This window comes from Pseudomonas sp. BGA-UO-ETr-WB11, assembly GCF_059567785.1.
In genome coordinates this window covers 794,800-813,093 of the sequence record NZ_JCAQOS010000008.1, presented here as the reverse complement: position 1 = coordinate 813,093, position 18,294 = coordinate 794,800, and the positions used below count along the sequence as shown (strand labels likewise).

The 18,294-nt window shown below is 62.5% G+C and carries 18 protein-coding genes; 9 read left to right on the top strand and 9 right to left on the bottom strand.

Annotation, left to right across the window (positions count from 1 at the left end; translation table 11 throughout):
• The first annotated feature begins 220 nt into the window (after positions 1 to 220).
• From AC56DI_RS17290 to AC56DI_RS17280, 3 genes are read left to right on the top strand one after another with little or no spacing between them, the layout of a single operon-like run.
• Complete coding sequence (locus tag AC56DI_RS17290) at positions 221 to 1,000, top strand: class I SAM-dependent methyltransferase (RefSeq protein WP_496347245.1); 780 nt, start codon at positions 221 to 223, stop codon at positions 998 to 1,000.
• Positions 1,001 to 1,021: 21 nt separating this feature from the next.
• Positions 1,022 to 1,228 (top strand): hypothetical protein, encoded by a 207-nt coding sequence (locus tag AC56DI_RS17285; protein ID WP_496347244.1) that lies wholly within the window; start codon positions 1,022 to 1,024, stop codon positions 1,226 to 1,228.
• A 13-nt stretch (positions 1,229 to 1,241) separates the two neighbouring features.
• A complete protein-coding gene (locus tag AC56DI_RS17280; RefSeq protein WP_496347243.1) occupies positions 1,242 to 1,445 on the top strand; it encodes a hypothetical protein in 204 nt (67 codons plus the stop codon).
• A gap of 149 nt (positions 1,446 to 1,594) precedes the next feature.
• On the opposite strand, the gene AC56DI_RS17275 is transcribed toward AC56DI_RS17280, so the two are convergent.
• From AC56DI_RS17275 to urtA, 7 genes are all read right to left on the bottom strand, one after another.
• Positions 1,595 to 1,942 (bottom strand): FmdB family zinc ribbon protein, encoded by a 348-nt coding sequence (locus tag AC56DI_RS17275; protein ID WP_422589576.1) that lies wholly within the window; start codon positions 1,940 to 1,942, stop codon positions 1,595 to 1,597.
• A 119-nt stretch (positions 1,943 to 2,061) separates the two neighbouring features.
• The gene (fmdA, locus tag AC56DI_RS17270) at positions 2,062 to 3,291 is read right to left on the bottom strand and encodes a formamidase (protein ID WP_324517201.1); all 1,230 of its coding nucleotides are present in this window, start codon (positions 3,289 to 3,291) and stop codon (positions 2,062 to 2,064) included.
• Between the two features lie 281 nt (positions 3,292 to 3,572).
• The gene (urtE, locus tag AC56DI_RS17265) at positions 3,573 to 4,262 is read right to left on the bottom strand and encodes an urea ABC transporter ATP-binding subunit UrtE (protein ID WP_496347242.1); all 690 of its coding nucleotides are present in this window, start codon (positions 4,260 to 4,262) and stop codon (positions 3,573 to 3,575) included.
• Positions 4,263 to 4,436: 174 nt separating this feature from the next.
• On the bottom strand, positions 4,437 to 5,195 hold the full coding sequence (gene urtD, locus AC56DI_RS17260; RefSeq protein WP_496347241.1) for an urea ABC transporter ATP-binding protein UrtD: 759 nt from the start codon (positions 5,193 to 5,195) through the stop codon (positions 4,437 to 4,439).
• The gene (gene urtC / locus AC56DI_RS17255) at positions 5,192 to 6,370 is read right to left on the bottom strand and encodes an urea ABC transporter permease subunit UrtC (RefSeq protein WP_496347240.1); all 1,179 of its coding nucleotides are present in this window, start codon (positions 6,368 to 6,370) and stop codon (positions 5,192 to 5,194) included. The genes urtD and urtC overlap by 4 nt, the downstream gene beginning before the upstream one ends.
• 11 nt (positions 6,371 to 6,381) lie before the next feature.
• Positions 6,382 to 7,299 (bottom strand): urea ABC transporter permease subunit UrtB, encoded by a 918-nt coding sequence (gene urtB / locus AC56DI_RS17250; RefSeq protein ID WP_496347239.1) that lies wholly within the window; start codon positions 7,297 to 7,299, stop codon positions 6,382 to 6,384.
• A gap of 72 nt (positions 7,300 to 7,371) precedes the next feature.
• Positions 7,372 to 8,616: an urea ABC transporter substrate-binding protein gene (urtA, locus tag AC56DI_RS17245; RefSeq protein ID WP_496347238.1), complete on the bottom strand. Its 1,245-nt coding sequence runs from the start codon at positions 8,614 to 8,616 to the stop codon at positions 7,372 to 7,374.
• 270 nt (positions 8,617 to 8,886) lie between these two features.
• Between urtA and AC56DI_RS17240 the strand changes: the two genes are divergently transcribed.
• Both AC56DI_RS17240 and AC56DI_RS17235 read left to right on the top strand, forming a co-directional pair.
• Positions 8,887 to 12,288: a hybrid sensor histidine kinase/response regulator gene (locus AC56DI_RS17240; protein WP_496347237.1), complete on the top strand. Its 3,402-nt coding sequence runs from the start codon at positions 8,887 to 8,889 to the stop codon at positions 12,286 to 12,288.
• Positions 12,289 to 12,302: 14 nt separating this feature from the next.
• Complete coding sequence (locus AC56DI_RS17235; protein ID WP_496347236.1) at positions 12,303 to 12,977, top strand: response regulator; 675 nt, start codon at positions 12,303 to 12,305, stop codon at positions 12,975 to 12,977.
• A 362-nt stretch (positions 12,978 to 13,339) separates the two neighbouring features.
• On the opposite strand, the gene AC56DI_RS17230 is transcribed toward AC56DI_RS17235, so the two are convergent.
• Together AC56DI_RS17230 and AC56DI_RS17225 are read right to left on the bottom strand one after the other, a co-directional pair.
• The gene (locus AC56DI_RS17230) at positions 13,340 to 14,410 is read right to left on the bottom strand and encodes a fatty acid desaturase family protein (RefSeq protein ID WP_496347235.1); all 1,071 of its coding nucleotides are present in this window, start codon (positions 14,408 to 14,410) and stop codon (positions 13,340 to 13,342) included.
• A gap of 11 nt (positions 14,411 to 14,421) precedes the next feature.
• On the bottom strand, positions 14,422 to 15,513 hold the full coding sequence (locus tag AC56DI_RS17225) for a ferredoxin reductase (protein ID WP_496347541.1): 1,092 nt from the start codon (positions 15,511 to 15,513) through the stop codon (positions 14,422 to 14,424).
• A 159-nt stretch (positions 15,514 to 15,672) separates the two neighbouring features.
• On the opposite strand from AC56DI_RS17225, the gene AC56DI_RS17220 reads away from it, so the two are divergent.
• The 4 genes from AC56DI_RS17220 (at position 15,673) to ureG (ending at position 18,280) form a co-directional block, all read left to right on the top strand.
• On the top strand, positions 15,673 to 16,356 hold the full coding sequence (locus AC56DI_RS17220; RefSeq protein ID WP_496347234.1) for a TetR family transcriptional regulator: 684 nt from the start codon (positions 15,673 to 15,675) through the stop codon (positions 16,354 to 16,356).
• Between the two features lie 118 nt (positions 16,357 to 16,474).
• The gene (gene ureE / locus AC56DI_RS17215; protein ID WP_496347233.1) at positions 16,475 to 16,975 is read left to right on the top strand and encodes an urease accessory protein UreE; all 501 of its coding nucleotides are present in this window, start codon (positions 16,475 to 16,477) and stop codon (positions 16,973 to 16,975) included.
• Positions 16,972 to 17,646: an urease accessory protein UreF gene (locus tag AC56DI_RS17210; RefSeq protein ID WP_496347232.1), complete on the top strand. Its 675-nt coding sequence runs from the start codon at positions 16,972 to 16,974 to the stop codon at positions 17,644 to 17,646. Before ureE ends, AC56DI_RS17210 begins: the two co-directional genes overlap by 4 nt.
• Positions 17,647 to 17,665: 19 nt before the next feature.
• On the top strand, positions 17,666 to 18,280 hold the full coding sequence (gene ureG / locus AC56DI_RS17205) for an urease accessory protein UreG (RefSeq protein ID WP_324517188.1): 615 nt from the start codon (positions 17,666 to 17,668) through the stop codon (positions 18,278 to 18,280).
• Positions 18,281 to 18,294 lie beyond the last annotated feature (14 nt).

The following is an 18,294-nucleotide window of genomic DNA, read 5'->3' as shown; positions in this document are numbered from 1 at the left end:
CATCGCTCCTCATTTGGCATCCCTGCCAAATGCCCCTCTACACAGCACCTCCACTCGGCCTCCTGACGGGACCGAGAGATCGAGGCGTGTCTAATATTTGTGGGAGCGGTCTTGACCGCGAAGCCAGGCAAACACAGCTCCAAAACGCTGTAGCGCCCAACGCGCGTTACCCGCCGCGCTTAAATGCTAGGATTGCCGCTAGCCACAGCGGACCCGCCCGATGACAGCACTGCAACAACCGCCAGCCTTGCCTCACCCTGCCCCGCGCGCCTTGCTGGCTCAGCTGGGGGCGGCGTTGTTGGTGCTGGGACTGATGCTGATGGCTCAGCAGCTGTTCGCCTATCGCCCCAGCCTGCTCGGTGCCGGGTTGTTGCAAGGGTTGCTGGCGGCCTTGCTCGGCCAGCGCTTGGGCTTGTCGTCCTGGTGGCTACCGATCAACCTGCTGTTCGTACCTGCCCTGCTCGCCCTCAATGGTCAACAACTGCCGCCGATGCTGTTACTCGGCGCCTTTGTGCTGCTGTTGCTGCTGAACTGGAACAGCCTGCGTGAGCGGGTGCCGCTGTACCTGAGCGGGCAAAAAACCATCGCTGAGCTGGAACAACTGCTGCAAGCGCTGCCGGCCAATTTGCGCTTTATCGACCTCGGCTGCGGCCTGGCTGGCAGCCTGTATCAACTGTCGCGGCGCTACCCGCAGGCGCACTTCGCCGGGGTGGAAACCGCACCACTGGTGTTCCTCCTGGCCTGGTTGCGCTGCCTGCTGCGACCCAATTGCCAGATCCGCTACCGCAACCTCTGGCAGCAACCGCTGGGCGGTTTTGACGTGGTCTATTGCTTCCTCTCGCCAGCGCCGATGCCGCGTTTGTGGGCCAAGGCCCGCGGCGAAATGAGCCCAGGCGCGCTGTTGATCAGCAACACCTTCGCGATTCCCGACGTAGCGCCCGATCAGTTGATTGAGCTGCACGACTGGCGTTCCTCGCGGCTGTTAATCTGGCGCCTGTAATTCCATCCTGCGGAGCGCCCCATGTCCCTTTTACGCCTCAGCCTTGGCCTGTTTACCGTAATCAGCCTGAGCGCCTGCGGCCTGGGCGAAACCGCCACCAGCGCCAGCCTGCAAGCCAAGCAAGCGCAGCAACTGCAAGAGCAGGCCAAACAGCTGCAAGAGCAGATCAACCAGGCCAATGCCGTGAATCAGCAACGCCTGCAACAAGAGCTGACCAAGCAACAGTAAGCGGGAGGCACAGATGGACACGGCAACCCTGCTCAGCGGCCTGTTGTTCAGCTCGATTGGCGTCGGCTATCTCATGTACGGCAAGAAGCAACAACGCCAGGCCGCGTTCTTCAGCGGCCTGGCGTTGTTGGGGTATTCCTATCTGGTCAGCGATCTGTGGCTGATCTGGGTAATCGGTATAGCGCTGCTGGCCGTACCTATCATCTGGAAAAACTAGCGGTGTTTAGCAGGCCGTTGAAAAATGTAGGCGAGGCAGCCGAGACAAGGCAAAAACAGGCGAAAAAGCGGAGTTTACTGCTGTAAATGAGCATTTTGAGCCTGTTTTTAACGCCGTATCGGCAACGTAGGTAGTTTTTCAACGGCCTGTTAGTGGCTGATCATCCAGGGTCGGCCACCCATCTTGCCCTTCATCGCATGGGGATTGGCTTTGCTCGGCGCCAGCGGTTTGCTCGGCCCGCAACAGCTGCAACCACTGGGGTGTTTGCGTTTGCTGGCGTATTCCTCGACCGTCTGTGGCGCGTTGGCACTGCGCTCGTTGGCGGCATGGGCGCGGCGCTGGCTGCCGGCCATGGTCGCCAGGCCTGGCGCAGAAAGAATCACCCGCTGGCTGACGCCACCGCAGTAAGGACAGGCGCAGGCCTGGTCGCGATCGGCCATGGGCCGCAACTGGGTGAAGTCCCCACAGTCAGCGCAGTCGTATTCATAGATGGGCATGCTGTCTTCCTCTGTCGGCGTAGGTTGGGTTGAGCGCAGCGAAGCCCAACGGTGAGTGACGCTGCTCGTTGGGCTTCGTCGCCTCGCTCCTCAATCCAACCTACGTCATGGGTTCCCGCTTACTTGTCGTAGGCGATGGGCAGGTCGATGCTGCCGTCGAGGAACTTGGTTGGACCGTTGGCGTTGGGGTTGATGTCGAAGTCGAAGATCTCCGTCGGCAACCACAAGGTGGCGCAGGCGTTGGGGATGTCGACCACGCCGCTGATATGCCCCTGCACCGGCGCCGAGCCGAGCAGCGCATAGCCTTGGGCCGGCGAGTAACCGAACTTGGTCAGGTAGTTGATGGCATTCAGGCAGGCCTGTTTGTAGGCAATGTTGACGTCCAGGTAGTGCTGCTTGCCGGCCTCGTCCACCGAGATGCCTTCGAAGATCAGGTAGTTCTTGTAGTTGGGCGTGATGGGGCTGGGTTTGAACACCGGGTTTTTGATCCCGTACTTGGCCATCCCGCCTTTGATCAGCTCGACCTTCATGTGCACCCAGCCGGCCATTTCGATGGCGCCGCAGAAGGTGATTTCGCCATCGCCCTGGCTGAAGTGCAGGTCACCCACCGACAGCCCGGCGCCGTTCACATACACCGGGAAGAAGATCTTCGAGCCGCGGGACAAATCCTTGATGTCGCAGTTACCGCCATGCTCACGCGGCGGCACGGTGCGTGCGCCGGTCAGCGCGGCCAGGTCGCGGGCCTCGCCCTTCATCTTGCCCATGTGCGCGGTCGGCGCCATCGGTGCGTTGGCCAGGGGCGGTACGCGAGTCGGGTTGGTGTCGATCAGCTCCTGCTCGCGCTTGTTCCAGTCGGCCAGCATCTTGTGGTCCGGCAGACAGCCGATCAGACCGGGGTGGATCAATCCGGCGAAGTTCACCCCAGGAATGTGCCGGCTACTGGTGAACATGCCTTTGAAGTCCCAGATGGCCTTCTGCGCCAGCGGGAAGTGGTCGGTAAGAAAGCCGCCGCCGTTTTGTTTGGAGAAGAAACCGTTGAAGCCCCACTGCGACTCAGCCTTGGCGCCGATGTCGAGCAGGTCGACCACCAGCAGGTCACCGGGCTCAGCACCATGCACACCGACAGGGCCGGACAGGTAGTGCACGGTGGAGAGGTCAACGTCGCGCACGTCGCTGGCGTCGTCGTTGTTCTTGATCGCGCCGGCGGTCCAGTCGTAGGTTTCGAGGATGAAGTCGTCGCCCGGCTTGACCCAGCAGGCCATCGGAATGTCCGGGTGCCAACGGTTGTGAATCTGCTCGTTTTCGGTGGCGGCCTGGTTGAGGTCGACCTTGATCAGGGTATCGGTCATGACAAAGCTCCTGGGACCATTGAGGGAGACTTGGCGCCACGGCGCCGGAGTACGGAGCTAGTCTTGAACGATGCCCGGCGGGAGGAAATACGCTGAATGACGTATGCCGGAAACTCAGTAATGGCGGGGCTTTCAGCTGTTTTCAGGCGGCACGAAAAAGCGGCCGGCGCATAAACAACACGCCAGCCGTAAAACAGGAAAATGATGCCGTAGCCCGGATGCAATTCGGGGCAAATCGTATACCCGCCCCGGATTGCATCCGGGCTACGCAGGGTGAGCCATTACACCGACAAATAGCGACTGATGCTCGCCTCGTCGACCTTGTCGCGGCTCTCCTCGACCACGAACTTGCCCTTCTCGATCACCAGGAAACGGTCGGCGATTTCCATGGTGAACGACAGCACCTGCTCGGACACCACGATGGTCAGGTCACGCAGGTTGCGGATCTCTTTCAGGGTGCGCGCCAGGTCCTTGATGATCGACGGCTGAATGCCCTCGGTGGGTTCATCGAGCAGCAGTACCTTGGGGTTGGTCGCCAGGGCGCGGGCAATCGCCAGCTGTTGTTGCTGACCGCCGGAGAGGTTGCCGCCCTTGCGCGCACGCATGTCGAACAGCACCGGGAACAGCGCGTAAAGGTCTTCCGGCACCTGGCCACGGGCCGACGCCGGCAGGCCGGTCTGGATATTTTCCAGCACGCTCATACTCGGAAAAATCATCCGCCCCTGGGGCACATAGGCGATACCGCTGGCCACCCGCTGGTGGGTTTCCAGCTTGGACACATCGCAGCCGTCGACACTGATCTGCCCGCCCCATTGCGGCAGGATGCCCATCAGGCTTTTGAACAAGGTGGTCTTGCCCATGCCGTTACGGCCCATCACCGCGACGATCTCGCGCTTGGCCACGTTGAGGTTGAGGTCATGCAGAATCTGACTCTGGCCATAGCCGGAGGCGAGGTTGGAAATCGTGAACATAGGTCTGCCTCTTGCTCGATACCAAGGGGTTACGCGACTCGTAACCCAGCCTACGAAACAGTCCCCTCTCCCGTTTACGGGAGAGGGTTAGGGAGAGGGCTTTCCAGCCACACCGCGTCGCCTGCGGCCCTCTCCCCCAGCCCCTCTCCCGCTAGCGGGAGAGGGGAGCAAGGCTCAATGCCCCAGATACACCTCAATCACTTTCGGATTGCTCTGCACCGACTCCATGCTGCCCTCGGCCAGCACCTTGCCCTGGTGCAGCACCGTGACCTTGTGGGCGATGCTTTTTACAAACTCCATATCGTGCTCGATCACCAGCACCGAACGGCCCTGGCTGATGCGTTTGAGCAGGTCGGCGGTCTGTACCCGCTCGTTGACGCTCATGCCGGCCACCGGCTCATCGAGCATCAGCAGCGCCGGGTCTTGCATCAGCAGCATGCCGATCTCCAGCCACTGCTTCTGGCCGTGGGACAGTAGGTCGGCCTGTTGCTGTAGCAGGTCGCCGAGAAAGATCTCCGCCGCCACTTCCTCAACCCGTGCAACCACCTCGGCGGTGCGCTGGAAAAACAGCGCGCCGAACACGTTGCGGCCCTTGGGAAAGGACATTTCCAGATTCTCGAACACCGTCAGGTTTTCGTAGATCGACGGGTTCTGAAACTTGCGCCCGACGCCGGCACGGACGATGTCGAACTCGCGCATCTTGGTCAGTTCCCGGCCCTCGAACTGGATGCTGCCGGTGGTGGATTTAGTCTTGCCGCAAATCAGGTCGAGCACCGTGGTCTTGCCGGCACCGTTGGGGCCGATCACCACGCGCACTTCATTGCGGTCGATATACAGGTTGAGGTCATCGACCGCCTTGAAGCCGTCGAAGGAAACGGTCAGGCCCTCAATGGCCAGCACCGGTTTGGGCATCTGAAAACCTGTGGCAGTCATAGGGTGGTCTCCAGTTGTTTGGCTTCAGGGGCAGGCGTTTGAGCCGGGCTAACCGCCGCAACCGGCGCGACCGACTTGCGCTCAAACCGTTGCAGTAACTTCTCCAGGTGCTTACGCCCGTGGCTTTCCCAGACGCCGGCCAGGCCGTTGGGGAAATACATGACCACGGCGATAAACAGGCCACCCATCAGGTACAGCCACAGCTCGGGGAAGGTCTCGGAAAAGTAGGTCTTGCCGTAGTTGACCAGCAGCGCGCCATACACCGCGCCGAGCAGCGACATACGCCCACCGACCGCCGCGAAGATGACCATCTCGATCGACGGCACGATGCCGACGAAGCTGGGCGACATAAAGCCCACCTGCAGGCTGAACATGGCCCCGCCGATGGCCGAGAACGCCGCTGCTACGCAGTAGACGAAGATCTTGAAGCTGGCCACGTCGTAGCCGGAGAAGCGCACCCGCTCTTCCTTGTCGCGCATGGCCATCAGCAGGCGGCCAAGCTTGGACGAGAGGATGAAGCGGCCAAGCAGGATGCAGCCGAACAACAGGAAGGCGTTGATGAAGTAGAGGATCATCTTCGAGCTGTCGTCGCGGATGTCCCAACCCAGCAAGGTCTTCAGGTCGGTGATGCCGTTCACCCCGCCAGTCAGGCCTTGCTGGCCGATGATCAGCACGGTGAGGATCAGCGCAATCGCCTGGGTGACGATGGAGAAGTACACGTCGCCGACCCGGCGTTTGAACATCGCCACACCGATGATCAGGGCCAGGATCACCGGCACCGCAATCACCGCCAGCAGGGTGAAGCTGAAGCTGTGGAACGGCTGCCAGAGCAGCGGCAGCTCGGTGATCTGGTTCCAGTCCATAAAGTCCGGAATACCGGGGGTGGACTGGATTTTGGTGCTTTCCGGGTCGGAGGCTTCAAGCTTGAGAAACATCGCCATGCAGTAGCCGCCGAGGCCAAAGAACACCCCCTGGCCAAGGCTGAGAATGCCGCCATAGCCCCAGCACAGCACCAGCCCCACCGCGACGAAGGCGTAGGTCAGGTACTTGCCGACCATGTTCAGGCGAAAGGCATCCAGCGCCAGCGGGAACACCACCAGGATCAGCACGGCCAGCACCAGCAGGCCAATCGCCCCCTGCTTGCCGCCGATAAATTTATTCAGTGTCGGGTTCATCAGCCGTCCCCTTACTTACGCACTTTGATGGAGAACAACCCTTGCGGGCGCAGCATCAGGATCACAATCACTGTCGACAGCGTCAGCACCTTGGCCATCGAGCCGCTCATGAAGAATTCCGAGATCGACTGTGTCTGGGCAATCGCAAAGGCCGAGGCAATGGTGCCGAACAAACTCGACGCGCCGCCGAACACCACCACTAGGAAGGTGTCGACGATGTACAGCGAACCGGCCGTCGGCCCGGTGGAGCCGATGGTGGTGAACGCCGCACCGGCCACACCGGCCACGCCACAGCCAAGGGCGAAGGTCATGCGGTCGACCTTCTTGGTGTTGATCCCCACGGCGCGGCTCATCACCCGGTTCTGCATGGTGGCGCGCACCTGCAAGCCCCAGCGCGAGCGGTAGAGCATGAGGAAGATGGTCGCGGTGAGGACAAAGGTCAGGGCCATCACGAACAGGCCGTTAAGGGGGATGTCGACGTTTTCGCTAGGGTTCCACGAGCCCATCAACCAGTCCGGCAAGGTGGCGCTGACTTCCCGTGCACCGAAGATCGAACGGAACGCCTGCTGCATCACCAGCGACAAGCCCCAGGTCGCCAGCAAGGTGTCCAGCGGTCGCTGGTACAGCTTGCTGATCATCGCCCATTCGGCGAGCCAGCCAATCGCCCCGGCAATCAGGAACGACAGGACAATGGCGAGAAAAAAGTAGTACGGCTGGAAACCGGGCGCGTATTGCTCGGTCAAGCTCGACAGCACGTAGGTGGTGTAGGCACCAATGGTGAGGAACTCACCGTGGGCCATGTTGATCACGCCCATCTGGCCGAAAATAATCGCCAGCCCCAACGCCATCAGCAGCAACACGCAGAACACGGACAGACCGTTGAAACCCTGCATGGCCGCGATGGCACCAAATTCCGATAGCCATTCCATGATGCTGCTCTCCTGGCGAGAGGAAGGTTTAAAACCCCCGCGACCAAGGCTGGCCGCAGGGGTAAACGGAGGTTACTGGTAGCCTTTAGGGAACGGGTTCGGCTCGATCAGGCCCGACTCGTACACCACTTTGAATTGACCGGTTGGCAGCACTTCGCCGATGCGGGTCTTGCTCCACAGGTGATGGTTGTCGTGGACTTTGACGTAGCCTTCAGGGGCGGTGTTCAGCTCGATGCCAGGGGAAGCGGCAACCACTTTGTCGACGTCAAAGCTGCCGGCTTTTTCCACCGCGGCTTTCCACAACCATGGGCCGAGGTAGGCGGCCTGGGTCACGTCGCCGATCACCGAGTCTTTGCCGTACTTGGCTTTGAAGGCTTCAACGAAGGCTTTGTTGTTGGGGTTGTCGAGGCTCTGGAAGTACTTCATCGAGGCGTAGAAACCTTCCATGTTCTCGCCACCAATGCCGAGCAATTCATCCTCGGTCACCGACAGGGTCAGCACGTTTTGTTTCTTCGCGGTCACGCCAGCGGCTTTCATCTGCTTGTAGAAGGCCACGTTGGAACCACCGACCACAGCGGTGAACACCACGTCAGGCTTTTTCAGTTTGACCTTGTTGATCAGCGAGCCGAACTGGGTGTTGCCGAGCGGGTAGTAGTCCTCGCCCACCACCTTGCCGCCGAGCACGTTTTCAATGTGCTTGCGGGCGATTTTCATCGAGGTGCGTGGCCAGATGTAGTCCGAGCCGATCAGGTAGAAGCTCTTGGCGCCCTTCTCTTTAGCGATCCAGTCGAGGCCGGCCAGAATCTGCTGGGTGGCTTCCTGGCCGGTGTAGATGACGTTCTTCGACTGCTCCAAGCCCTCGTAGAAGGTCGGGTAGTAGAGCAGGCCGTTTTCCTTCTCGAACACCGGCAGTACCGCTTTGCGCGAGGCCGAGGTCCAGCAGCCGAACACGGTGGCAACCTTGTCACCGACCAGCAGTTTTTTCGCTTTCTCGGCGAAGGTTGGCCAATCGGAGGCACCGTCTTCCTGGATCACCTTGATCTGCCGACCGAGGATGCCGCCGCTGGCGTTGATCTGTTCGATGGCCAGGCGCTCAGCCTGGATCGAGCCGGTTTCCGAAATGGCCATGGTGCCGGTGGCCGAGTGCAGCTGGCCGACCGTCACTTCGGTATCAGTAATGGCCAGGCCGGTGGTGTTGGCCGCGTCCGCCAGCACGCTCTGGCTGAACACACTGGCCGCCAGCAACGAGAGTGCCGCGGCACCTAGCGCCAGCCGGCGGGGAAGTAAGCGTTTCGCACCCGTCAGTTGTGAATCCATGGTCTTGCTCCTCTGCTGGTTATCCTCACCGGCGGCCCTGATGGGTGCGGATCGGCTTCGCAGCAAGGATGCGTTTGCCGGGGGTGCCGGGGTATACGCAGATTGACGTAACGGCATACGTCATCTGACGTAGCGATGCGCGCACCAGATTGGGGCGCGACACACCCATCGCCAGCCCGAGAACTGGCGCTAACCCGCGCCACTGTGGGCGTCCAGTTTGGGGCATGGATGTTGCAGCGCGCCTTGCATCTACTCGCCAGGATCGCCTTCATGCTGAGCAACGGCACGCAACGGATTGCCAAGATCCGCCGCGACTACAACCGCTGGGTCGCCGACGAGACCTTGGAAGACTACGCCCTGCGCTTTACCCCAAAATCGTTTCGTAAGTGGTCGGAGCTGCGCATCGCCAACACCGCCCTGGGCGCCGTGTCGTTCCTGGCCCTGGAAGCCATCGGCGGCGCCCTGGCCCTGAGCTATGGCTTCACCAATACCCTGTGGGCGATTCTGGCGGTGAGCCTGATCATCTTCCTCACCGGCCTGCCCATCAGTTACTACGCCGCGCGCTACGGCGTGGACATGGACCTGCTGACCCGCGGCGCCGGCTTTGGTTATATCGGCTCGACCATCACCTCGCTGATCTACGCCAGTTTCACTTTCCTGTTCTTTGCCCTCGAAGCGGCGATCATGGCCCTGGCCCTGGAGCTGTATTTCGAGATTCCGCTGGCGCTGGCCTATGTGCTTTGTTCGATCCTGATCATTCCCCTGGTGACCTATGGCATCACCCTGATCAATCGCTTGCAGGTCTGGAGCCAGCCGGTGTGGCTGCTGTTGCTGTTGCTGCCGTATGTGTTTGTGATCATCAAGAACCCGCAGGCTCTGAGCGACCTGCCCAGCTTTGCCGGCCGGGAAGGCGAAGGTGGCAGCTTTGATCTGCTGTCGTTCGGCGCCGCCTGTACCGTGGCCCTGGCGCTGGTGACGCAGATTGGCGAACAGGTCGACTACCTGCGCTTTCTGCCGGAAAAAACTCGCGCCAACCGCAAGCGCTGGTGGGCGGCGATGCTGATGGCCGGCCCCGGCTGGATCATCCCCGGCGCATTGAAAATGCTCGGCGGCGCCTTCCTGGCGTTTCTCGCCCTGCAGCACGAAATCCCCATGGAGCGCGCCGCCGAGCCCACGCAGATGTACCTGGTGGCTTACAGCTATGTGTTCTCCTCGCCGGAGTGGGCGCTGGGAGCGATGGTGCTGTTCGTCATCGTCTCGCAGATCAAGATCAACCTAACCAACGCCTATGCCGGCTCCCTGGCCTGGTCGAACTTCTTTGCCCGCGTCACCCACAGCCATCCGGGCCGCGTGGTCTGGCTGGTGTTCAACGTCGCCATCGCCCTGATGCTGATGGAGCTGGGCGTATTCGATGTGATCGAACAGGTCCTCGGCCTGTACGCCAACATTGCCATCGCCTGGATCGGCGCCCTGGTGGCCGACCTGGTGATCAACAAGCCCCTGGGCCTGTCGCCCTCTTATATCGAGTTCAAGCGCGCGCACCTGTACGACATCAACCCGGTGGGCGTTGGCGCCATGCTCAGCGCCTCGCTGCTGTCGGTGCTGGCCCACGGCGGGCTGTTCGGCGAACTGGCCCAGGCCGCCTCGCCGCTGGTAGCCCTCGGTTCGGCGCTGTTCATTGCTCCGCTGTTGGCCGTGCTGACCCGCGGGCGTTTCTACATTGCCCGGCAAAGCCCGAGCGAGTTGCTCTACCCGCACATGCAGCAGAAAAAGATTGCCTGCGTGCTGTGCAGCAATGGCTTTGAGGTGGAAGACATGGCCTTCTGCCCCGCCTACGGCGCACCAATCTGCTCGCTGTGTTGTTCGCTGGATGCGCGCTGCAACGACCTGTGTAAACCACGGGCGCGGCTGGCTGAGCAGTTCGACGACCTGGTTCGCTGGGTGCTGCCCAACGCCAGCATCCCGCGCCTGCACACCCGCCTGGCCCATTACCTGGGGGTACTGACAGTCATCGTCAGCCTGTTGTTCTGCGCCTTCGCGCTGATCTACAGCCAAGTTGCCCAGGGCCTCGGCGAGAATGCCGGCGATGCGGTGCAGACCTTGTACCTGGCGTTTCTCAAGGCTTTTTTGACTCTCTCGATGTTTGCCGCCGTGCTCGCCTGGTGGATTGTGCTGACCCGCGAAAGCCGGCACGTGGCGCAGGAGGAATCGAGCCGCCAGACCCATCTGCTGATGCAGGAAATCGAAGCGCACCAACGCACCGACGAGGAGCTGCAAAAAGCCAAGGAAGCCTCCGAAGCCGCCAACGCGGCCAAGAGCCGCTACGTCACCGGCCTGTCCCACGAGCTGCGTACGCCGCTCAACAGCATGCTCGGCTACACCCAGATTCTGCAGCGCGATGCCGCCACCCCACCGCAACAGCAGGACGCCCTGGCGACCATTCTGCGCAGCGGCTCGCACCTGCTGTCGCTGATCGACGGCCTGCTCGACGTGGCCAAGATCGAGGTCGGCAAGCTCAATCTGGAGCCCAGCGAAATTCCCTTCCCGGAGTTCCTCCAGCAGTTGCAGCGGATGTTCAGCCCGCAGGCCGAAGAGAAGGGCCTGCGCTTTCACTTCGAGTTGCAAGGGCGGATGCCCGCAGTGGTACGCGGCGACGAGAAGCGCATCCGCCAGATCCTGATCAACCTGCTCGGCAATGCCGTGCGCTACACCGAGCAGGGCATCGTCGGCCTGCGCGTCAGCTATGCCCGCGAGACGGCCACCTTCGAGATCAGCGACAGCGGTATCGGCATCCCCGAGGCGCAGCTGGAGCGCATCTTCCAGCCGTTCGAACGCGGCGACCCGCTGCGCCAGGACAACGGCGTCGGCCTCGGCCTGACCATCACCAAGCTGCTGATCTCGCTGATGGGCGGCGAACTTTCGGTGAAGAGCCAGCCCGGCCAGGGCACCCAGTTTCAGGTGCGGCTGTTTCTCTCCGAGGTGCGGGTGCCGCAGGCAGTGGTGCATGTGGAGCACAACATCATCGGCTACCAGGGCCGTCGCCAACTGATCCTGGTGGTCGACGACCACCAGCAGCACCGCCAAGTACTCGCCGGCATGCTCGAACCCCTGGGCTTTCAGGTGCTGCAGGCCAGTAACGGCCTGGAGGCCGTGCGCCTGGTGGCCGAGCGCCAGCCCGACCTGATCCTCATGGACCTGGCCATGCCGCAGATGGACGGCTGGCAAACCAGCCACCTGATCCGCCGCAACGCGCTGTCGCAGGCGCCGATCATCGTGGTCTCGGCCAACGCCTTTGCCGACGACCGCGAACGCAGCGTCGAGGCCGAGTGCAACGACTACCTGGCCAAGCCGGTGTACATCCCGGCACTGCTGGACAAGATCAAGACCCACCTGCAGCTGCAATGGCTCAAACGCGCCGAACCGCTGCCCGGCCCGCTGGCGCCGCTGATTGCGCCGTCGGTGGCCGCCCTCAATGCCCTCTACGAGTTGGGCGAGCTGGGTTACGTCAAAGGCATTCTGGAAAAACTCGACTGGCTGGAGCAGCACGAACCGCAGAGCGCCAGCTACGTGCAGAGCCTGCGTGGCCAGGTAAAACGCTTCCAACTGAACGATTTCAACCGCCGCCTGAAGGACGCCCTGCACCACGCCGGGCGCCCCATCAGCACGGAATAACCCAAGGACACGCAATGACTGCCGCCATTACCGCCATCGCCCCGATCGAACAAGGCATTGTGCTGATCGTTGACGACACCCCGGACAACCTGGCCGTACTCTCGGACGCCCTCGACCTGGCCGGCTATATGGTGCTGGTGGCCATGGACGGCACCAGCGCCCTGGAACGCATGCACCGCCGCCGCCCCGACGTGGTCCTGCTGGACGCCATGATGCCGGGCATCGACGGCTTCGAAACCTGCCGCCGGATCAAAGCCCAAGCCGAGCTGGCGGACATTCCGGTGCTGTTTATGACCGCCCTGAGCGACAGCGAACATGTGGTCGAAGGCTTTGCCGCCGGCGGTATCGACTACGTGACCAAACCGATCCGCACCGACGAAGTGCTGGCCCGCGTCGCCGCCCACCTGCGCACCGCCCGCAGCCTGCGCGCGGCCCGTGAATTACCGGCCGAGCGCCCACAACTGAGCGCCGCGCAAACCCAGGCGGCGCTGAGCAGCCGTTACCTGCTCACCGAGCGGGAAGTGGAAGTGCTGCAATGGGTGGCCTGCGGCAAAACCAACCGCGACATCGGCGACATCCTTGGCCTCAGCCCACGCACGGTGAACAAACACCTGGAGCACGTGTACGTAAAACTCGGCGTAGAAACCCGCACCGCCGCCGCCGCCGTGGCGATTGCGGCGAGTCACTAGGACGCTCCGATTATGCGAAAGACGACTAGCCCGTTAGCTGTTGCGTACCCGCCACTACCGGTTTCGCCTTTACGGCGAGTCACTTTCTCTTTGCTTGCGCGAAAGAGAAAGTAACCAAAGAGAAAGCGCACCCGGCATCCGGGTTTCGCTGCGCGAAACTCCCCTCGCTCCGGCACTGCTCCGAGGGTCGTCACGGTGGGCCATCCCTGGCCCATCGTTCCTCGTTTGGCATCCATGCCAAACGCCCCTCTCCACAGCACCTCCACTCGGCCTCCTGACGGGACCGGGGGACCGAGGTGCCTGACAAATTTGTGGGTGCGGTCTTGACCGCGAAGCCCTAAATCATGACAGCCAGCGCCCAATCAAACAGCATTCGGCAGGCGATAGACCCAGATGCGTTTGAGCACCGAACCGAACTGCGCGGCAAAACTGCCGCTGTTGTAGGTCTGGCCGTAGCGCTGGGCGATCTCGCGCACCTGCACGGCCAGCTCGGCATAGCGACGGGCAGGCAGGTCGGGGAACAGGTGGTGCTCGATCTGGTGACTGAGGTTGCCGGTGAGGATATGAAACAGCCGGCCACCTTCCAGGTTGCTGGAGCCGCGCATCTGCCGCAGGTACCAGTGGCCACGGCTTTCACCCTCCAGCACGCTGGCCGGGAACACCGCCGCCTGTTCGGTGAAGTGGCCGCAGAAGATGATGGCAAAGGTCCACAGGTTACGGATCAGATTGGCCACCACGTTACCGGCCAGCACCGCCAGGGCATTGGCCCCCAGCAGCAGCGCCAGCAACGGGAAGAACAGGTAATCCTTGGCCCACTGGCGGGCGATCTTGCCGTTGAACTGCTTGAGCAGCGGGCGCAATTCTTCACGGCTCATGCGCCCCTTGAAGTACTGATCAAGACGCAGGTGCTGCACCGCCACCGAGTACTGAAACAACAACGCCTGGATCGTCACCCACAGCGGCTGCCAGCGGTAATACGGCTTCCAGCGCTGCTCCGGGAACAGGCGCACCACGCCGTAGCCGATGTCATCGTCCATGCCCAGCACATTGGTGTAGGTGTGGTGGATATGGTTGTGGGTGTGCCGCCAGAAATCACCGGGGCCGGCGATGTCCCACTCGAAGGTGCGCCCGCTCAGCTCAGGATCGTTCATCCAGTCGTACTGGCCGTGCATGACGTTGTGGCCCAGTTCCATGTTGTCGAGGATCTTGGCCAGCCCCAGCAGGAGGCTGCCGAGCAGCCAGGTCGGCGGAAACCAACCGGCCAGCAGCAACAGTCGGCCGGCTAGGGCACTCAGCCGAGTAACACGGCGAATACGGCGAATATAGCGCGCATCGGCCGCGCCGAGGTCGGCCAGGGTGCGGTTGCGCAGGGCATCCAGCTCGGCGCCGAAAGCATCCTGCTCGGCCGGGGATAATTGACGGTCTTCGCGCATGGCGGACTCCTTCACAGATCGACCACGACATCGCCCTGGGGGACGCTGACGCAGATGCGGATGGGTTGGCCGGGCTCGTGCTGCAGTTGGCCGTTGCGCAGGTCGCGCACCGTGCCGCTGAGCAAGGTGCAGGTGCAGCGAGTGCAAATGCCCTGGCGACAGCCGTGCACAGGCCGCAGGCCATGGGCCTCGGCTTGCTGCAACAGGCTGTTCGCGCTGTCGCCCGTGACCGCCAGTTGGCTGCGCGCGAACTGCAGCTGCAGCGGCGCCGTACTGGCGCTCGACTCGGCCGGCGGCAGGCTGAAGGATTCCGCCTGCACCTCGCCCGCCCACTGTTCGCGCACGCTAGCGACAAAGCCATGGGGGCCGCAGACCAGCAGGCTGCTGCCCGGCAAAGCGTGCAGGTGGGCCGGCTGAAAGCGCCCGCTAAGTTCATCGGCCGCCGCCAGCTCGCCACTGATGGCCCAGCGCACCTGCAGGTTCGGGTACTGGCTCATCAGGGTCTGCAATTCCCGGTTGAAGGCCCGCTGGCTGCGCTGGCGTACGTAGTGCAGCAAGGTAATCGGCGCCGTGAAACCCTGACTCAGGGCTTGCCGTAACAAACCCAACAACGGCGTGATTCCGCTGCCGGCGGCGAGCAACAGAACGCCATCACGGCTCGCCGGCCAATACAGGCTGCCGTCGGCCTGCCCCAGCTCCAGCACCTGGCCCACCGGCAGATGGTCGAGCAACTGGTTAGACAAGCGCCCGCCGGGCTGACGTTTGATCGCCAACTCGATACGGCCATCTCCGTGCACGGCGGTCAGGCTGTAGCTGCGGCTCAGGCGCGTGCCCTCATGCGGCATGTACAACTGCACATACTGGCCGGCCTGCCAGCCGCGGGCGTTGCCGTTGCAGCGCAAGGTCAGGGCCAGCATGTCTTCGGCCACCCACTCGCGCGCCTCAACCTGGGCCATCACGCGGTTCAGGCGCCAGGCCGGGTGCAGGGCCTGCAGGAGCAAATCGACATCTGCTTCGCGCAGCCAGGCCGTAGCGCTCAGCCGCCGCAAGGGCTGCAACAGCGCCGCACTGGCGCGCATCCAGGCAAAGGGAATCAGGGCCATGGGCTTGATCTCAGTGAACAATTGTTCACCAAGATGCCAGAAGCCCAAAGATTCAGTCAACACTTGTTCACTTGAATCGCCGAACGGTCGCCTATGGGTTCGACGCCGCCAGACAGCTTTTGTTAAAGTGCAGGCCGTTACCCAGGATGCTGTGCCGCCATGTCTTCCCCCCGCGCCGCCCAAAAACAGCAAACCCGCCAGGCCTTGATGGCGGCTGCCCGTACCTTGATGGACGGCGGCCGTGGCTTCGGCAGCCTGAGCCTGCGCGAGGTGACCCGCACCGCCGGCATCGTGCCCACCGCGTTCTACCGGCACTTCCATGACATGGACGAGCTGGGTCTCGCCCTGGTGGCCGAGGTCGGCGAGACCTTTCGCGAAACCCTGCGCCAGGTACGCCGCAATGAATTCGAGCTGGGCGGCATGATCGAAGCCAGCACGCGCATCTTTCTCGATTCGGTGGCCGCCAACCGAGCCCAGTTTCTGTTTTTGGCCCGCGAACAGTACGGTGGCTCGCAGCCAGTGCGGCAGATCCTCACGGACCTGCGTCAGCGCATCACCGATGACCTGGCGGCCGACCTGAAACTGATGAATCGCATGCCGCATCTGGATGACGCGGCCATGGATGTGGTTGCCGATTTGGTGGTGAAAACCGTGTTCGCCACCCTACCGGAACTTATCGACCCACCGGCCGAGTCCCTGCCAGCACACCTGACCGCACAAGCCAAAATCACCCAGCAACTGCGCTTTATCATGATCGGCGGCAAGCACTGGCAAGGGCTGGGCAAGCCAGAGGGCGAGACAGGCACCGCAGCGGTGCAAGAGCCTCAAGCGCGCACCAAATAAATCCGACCGATCTACCCAAGCTGATGCACACCACCGACCGCCGTGGCCTTGCACACTTATAGGGCGCTTGGCACCACCCTTGCTTTGCCAGTGACATTCACCTTGTCGGAATGTCGTCATGCTGGTCATCCACCACCGCATTCAAGCCCAGGAGCACTGGGACGCTGAGCTGCTGCTGAACTTCGAGGCCCGCAGCAAGAGTCGCCTGCGCTGCTTTACCACCACGGGCGAAGACGTCGGTCTGTTTCTCGAACGCGGTCAGCCCGCGCTGCAACAGGGCGACTGCCTGCAAGCGCTGGACGGCCGCGTCGTGCGCGTCTGCGCGCGGCCAGAAGCGCTGCTGCACGTGACCTGCGCCAACGCCTTCGAACTGACCCGCGCCGCCTATCACTTGGGCAACCGTCATGTGGCCCTGCAACTGGGCGATGGCTGGCTGCGGCTGCCCGATGACTACGTGCTCAAGGCCATGCTCGAACAACTGGGCGCCTGCGTGGAATTGATCGAGGCGCCCTATCAACCGGAGCAAGGCGCCTACGGCGGCGGCCATCACCATTCCCATGCAGGCGATGCCGAGTTCAGCTATGCGCCGCGTCTGCATCAGTTTGGTGTGCGCACGTGAACCCAGCGTGGCAGCTTCTGCGGCTGGCCAGCCCACAGCTGCCAATCGGCGGCTACAGCTATTCCCAGGGGCTGGAAATGGCCGTGGAACAGGGCCTGGTCGCTAACGCAGAAAGCGCCCAGCGCTGGATCAGCGACCAACTACTACTCAACCTGGCGCGCTTCGAGGCGCCGCTGCTGCTTGCCCATTGCCAAGCCGCCGCCAGCGAGGACTGGGGGCAACTGCGCAGCCTGGCCGAACAACAGCGGGCCAGCCGCGAAACCCGCGAGCTACAGCAGGAAAGCCGGCAAATGGGCTACTCCCTGCAGCAACTGCTGCAAGGCCTGCCGGAACTGGATGACGACGCCCGCAGCTGCCTGAGCAGCCTCAGCGAACCCGGACTGGCGGTGACCTGGGCCCTGGCCGCCCGTGCCTGGCAGATCAGCCCGCAGGATGCCCTGGCCGCCTGGCTGTGGGGCTGGCTGGAAAACCAGCTGGCGGTGCTGATGAAGACCCTGCCGTTAGGCCAGCAAGCCGCCCAACGCCTCACCTCACAACTGTTACCTGCGCTGCAAAGCGCTCAGCAAGAGGCCAGTAGCCTGGACCCGCAGCAGTTGGGCAGCGCCGCCTTCGGCCTGGCCCTGACGAGCATGGCGCACGAGCGCCAGTACAGCCGTTTATTTCGTTCTTGATGATAAGGAAGACGCAACCATGAACAGCCAACCCCTGCGCATTGGCATCGGTGGCCCGGTCGGCTCCGGCAAGACCGCCCTGACCCTGGCCCTGTGCCTGGCTCTGCGCGAGCGCTACAACCTGGCCGTGGTCACCAACGATATCTACACCCAGGAAGACGCGCAGTTTCTGGTGCGCAATGAAGCCCTGGCCCCGGAGCGGATCATCGGCGTGGAAACCGGCGGCTGCCCGCACACGGCAATCCGCGAGGACGCCTCGATCAACCTGGAGGCAGTCGACCAGCTCAACCGGCGCTTTCCGGGGCTGGATCTGATCATCGTCGAATCCGGTGGCGACAACCTGTCAGCCACCTTCAGCCCTGAGCTGTCGGACCTGACCCTGTACGTGATCGATGTGTCGGCCGGCGACAAGCTGCCGCGCAAGGGCGGCCCCGGCATCTGCAAATCCGACCTGCTGGTGATCAACAAAATCGATCTGGCGCCGCTGGTGGGTGCGTCTCTGGAGGTGATGGAGCGCGACACCCTGAAGATGCGTGGCGACAAACCATTCGTGTTCAGCAACCAGAAAACCGGCCTGGGACTGGAGCAGATCATCGCCTTTATCGAACGCCACGGCATGCTCAACGCTGCCTGAAACCGTCAAGGAGA

Coding starts and splice junctions, on each gene's coding strand:
- ureG (WP_324517188.1), top strand. CDS start 17,666: ATGAACAGCCAACCCCTGCGCATTGGCATCGGTGGCCCGGTCGGCTCC.
- AC56DI_RS17275 (WP_422589576.1), bottom strand. CDS start 1,942: ATGCCCATCTATGAATACGACTGCGCTGACTGTGGGGACTTCACCCAG.
- AC56DI_RS17230 (WP_496347235.1), bottom strand. CDS start 14,410: ATGCGCGAAGACCGTCAATTATCCCCGGCCGAGCAGGATGCTTTCGGC.
- ureE (WP_496347233.1), top strand. CDS start 16,475: ATGCTGGTCATCCACCACCGCATTCAAGCCCAGGAGCACTGGGACGCT.
- AC56DI_RS17290 (WP_496347245.1), top strand. CDS start 221: ATGACAGCACTGCAACAACCGCCAGCCTTGCCTCACCCTGCCCCGCGC.
- AC56DI_RS17280 (WP_496347243.1), top strand. CDS start 1,242: ATGGACACGGCAACCCTGCTCAGCGGCCTGTTGTTCAGCTCGATTGGC.
- urtC (WP_496347240.1), bottom strand. CDS start 6,370: ATGAACCCGACACTGAATAAATTTATCGGCGGCAAGCAGGGGGCGATT.
- AC56DI_RS17225 (WP_496347541.1), bottom strand. CDS start 15,513: ATGGCCCTGATTCCCTTTGCCTGGATGCGCGCCAGTGCGGCGCTGTTG.
- urtB (WP_496347239.1), bottom strand. CDS start 7,299: ATGGAATGGCTATCGGAATTTGGTGCCATCGCGGCCATGCAGGGTTTC.
- urtE (WP_496347242.1), bottom strand. CDS start 4,262: ATGTTCACGATTTCCAACCTCGCCTCCGGCTATGGCCAGAGTCAGATT.
- AC56DI_RS17240 (WP_496347237.1), top strand. CDS start 8,887: ATGCTGAGCAACGGCACGCAACGGATTGCCAAGATCCGCCGCGACTAC.
- urtD (WP_496347241.1), bottom strand. CDS start 5,195: ATGACTGCCACAGGTTTTCAGATGCCCAAACCGGTGCTGGCCATTGAG.
- fmdA (WP_324517201.1), bottom strand. CDS start 3,291: ATGACCGATACCCTGATCAAGGTCGACCTCAACCAGGCCGCCACCGAA.
- urtA (WP_496347238.1), bottom strand. CDS start 8,616: ATGGATTCACAACTGACGGGTGCGAAACGCTTACTTCCCCGCCGGCTG.
- AC56DI_RS17285 (WP_496347244.1), top strand. CDS start 1,022: ATGTCCCTTTTACGCCTCAGCCTTGGCCTGTTTACCGTAATCAGCCTG.
- AC56DI_RS17220 (WP_496347234.1), top strand. CDS start 15,673: ATGTCTTCCCCCCGCGCCGCCCAAAAACAGCAAACCCGCCAGGCCTTG.
- AC56DI_RS17235 (WP_496347236.1), top strand. CDS start 12,303: ATGACTGCCGCCATTACCGCCATCGCCCCGATCGAACAAGGCATTGTG.